The 1,336-nt window shown below is 69.2% G+C and carries 1 protein-coding gene; it reads right to left on the bottom strand.

Annotated features, from left to right (window positions below; translation table 11 throughout):
- Positions 1-42: 42 nt before the first annotated feature.
- Positions 43-1,336 (bottom strand): efflux RND transporter permease subunit (locus AC07Z7_RS25065; RefSeq protein ID WP_494768043.1); only part of this gene is annotated, 1,294 nt, incomplete at its 5' end.

Genomic DNA, 1,336 nt, shown 5'->3' with positions numbered 1-1,336 from the left:
GCGCCACCGGCCAGGCGGTTCGGCGTGAAAAGGTGGAAGAGGTCATCCGTCGTTTCCTTGCAAGGCCGCCGGGGCGGCGGGCGTGGCGCCCGCCTGCGTGCGGCGGCGGCCCACGGCGCGCAGCACGCGCGTGCGCAGCCGGTCCAGCGCCACATACATGACCGGCGTGGTGTAGAGCGTGAGCAGCTGGCTCACCAGCAGGCCGCCCACGATGGCAATGCCCAGCGGCTGGCGCAGCTCGGCGCCATCGCCCCGGCCCAGGGCCAGCGGCAGCGCGCCAAAGATGGCGGCCACGGTGGTCATAAGGATGGGGCGCAGACGCAGGTTGCAGGCGCGGTAGATGGCCTGCGCGGCCGTCACATGCGCCCCGCCCCGCTGGCGCTGCCGCGTCAGGGCAAAGTCGATCATCAGGATCGCGTTTTTCTTGACGATGCCGATCAGCAGGATCACGCCGATGAGCGCAATGAGCGAGAACTCGGTCTTGAACAGCATCAGCGCCAGCAGCGCCCCCACGCCCGCCGACGGCAGGGTGGACAGGATGGTGACCGGGTGCACCAGGCTCTCGTACAGCATGCCCAGCACCAGGTAGATGGTGACCATGGCCGCCAGGATCAGCAGCGGCTGGCCCGCCAGCGCATCCTGAAACGCCCCCGCCGTGCCGCTGAACGAGCCCCGCACCGACACCGGCACGCCCAGCTCGGCCACCGCATTGCGCACGGCATCGGACGCCTGCGACAGCGACACGCCCGGCGCCAGGCTGAAGCTGATGCTGCTGGCTGGCGTGCCCCGGTCATGGTTGACCGACAGCGGCGTGTTGGTGGTGGTAATGCGCGCAAACGCGGTGAGCGGAATCGGCTGGCCCAGGTTGTTGACAAAGAAGAAGCCGCGCAGTGTCTCGGGGCTTTGCAGAAAGCGCGGCTCGGCCTCCATCACCACGCGGTACTGGTTGAGCGGGTTGTAGATCACGCCCACCTGGCGCTGGCCGAAGGCGTCGTTCAACGTGGCGTCGATCTGCGCCATGGTCAGGCCCAGGCGTGCCACAGCGTCGCGGTCGATGACCAGCGAAGTCTGCAGGCCGTAGTCCTGCACATCGCTGTTCACGTCCTCCAGCTCGGGCAGCTGGCTCAGCACCTGGCGGATGCGTGGCTCCCAGGTGCGCAGGTCGCCAATGTCGTCGGCCTGCAGCGTGTAGTCGAACGATGCGCCGCTGCTCTGCCGCCCGCCGATGCGCACATCGCGCTGCGGCGACATGAACAGGCGCGCGCCGGGCTCGTTCTTGAGCCGCTCGCGCAGCCGTGCGATGACCACCTCCGAACTCTCCTGCCCCGGCCCCCGC

This window comes from Acidovorax sp. GW101-11A03 (assembly GCF_059424825.1).
Note: the sequence above shows the minus strand (reverse complement) of the source record. Positions and strands in the feature narration are given on the sequence as shown.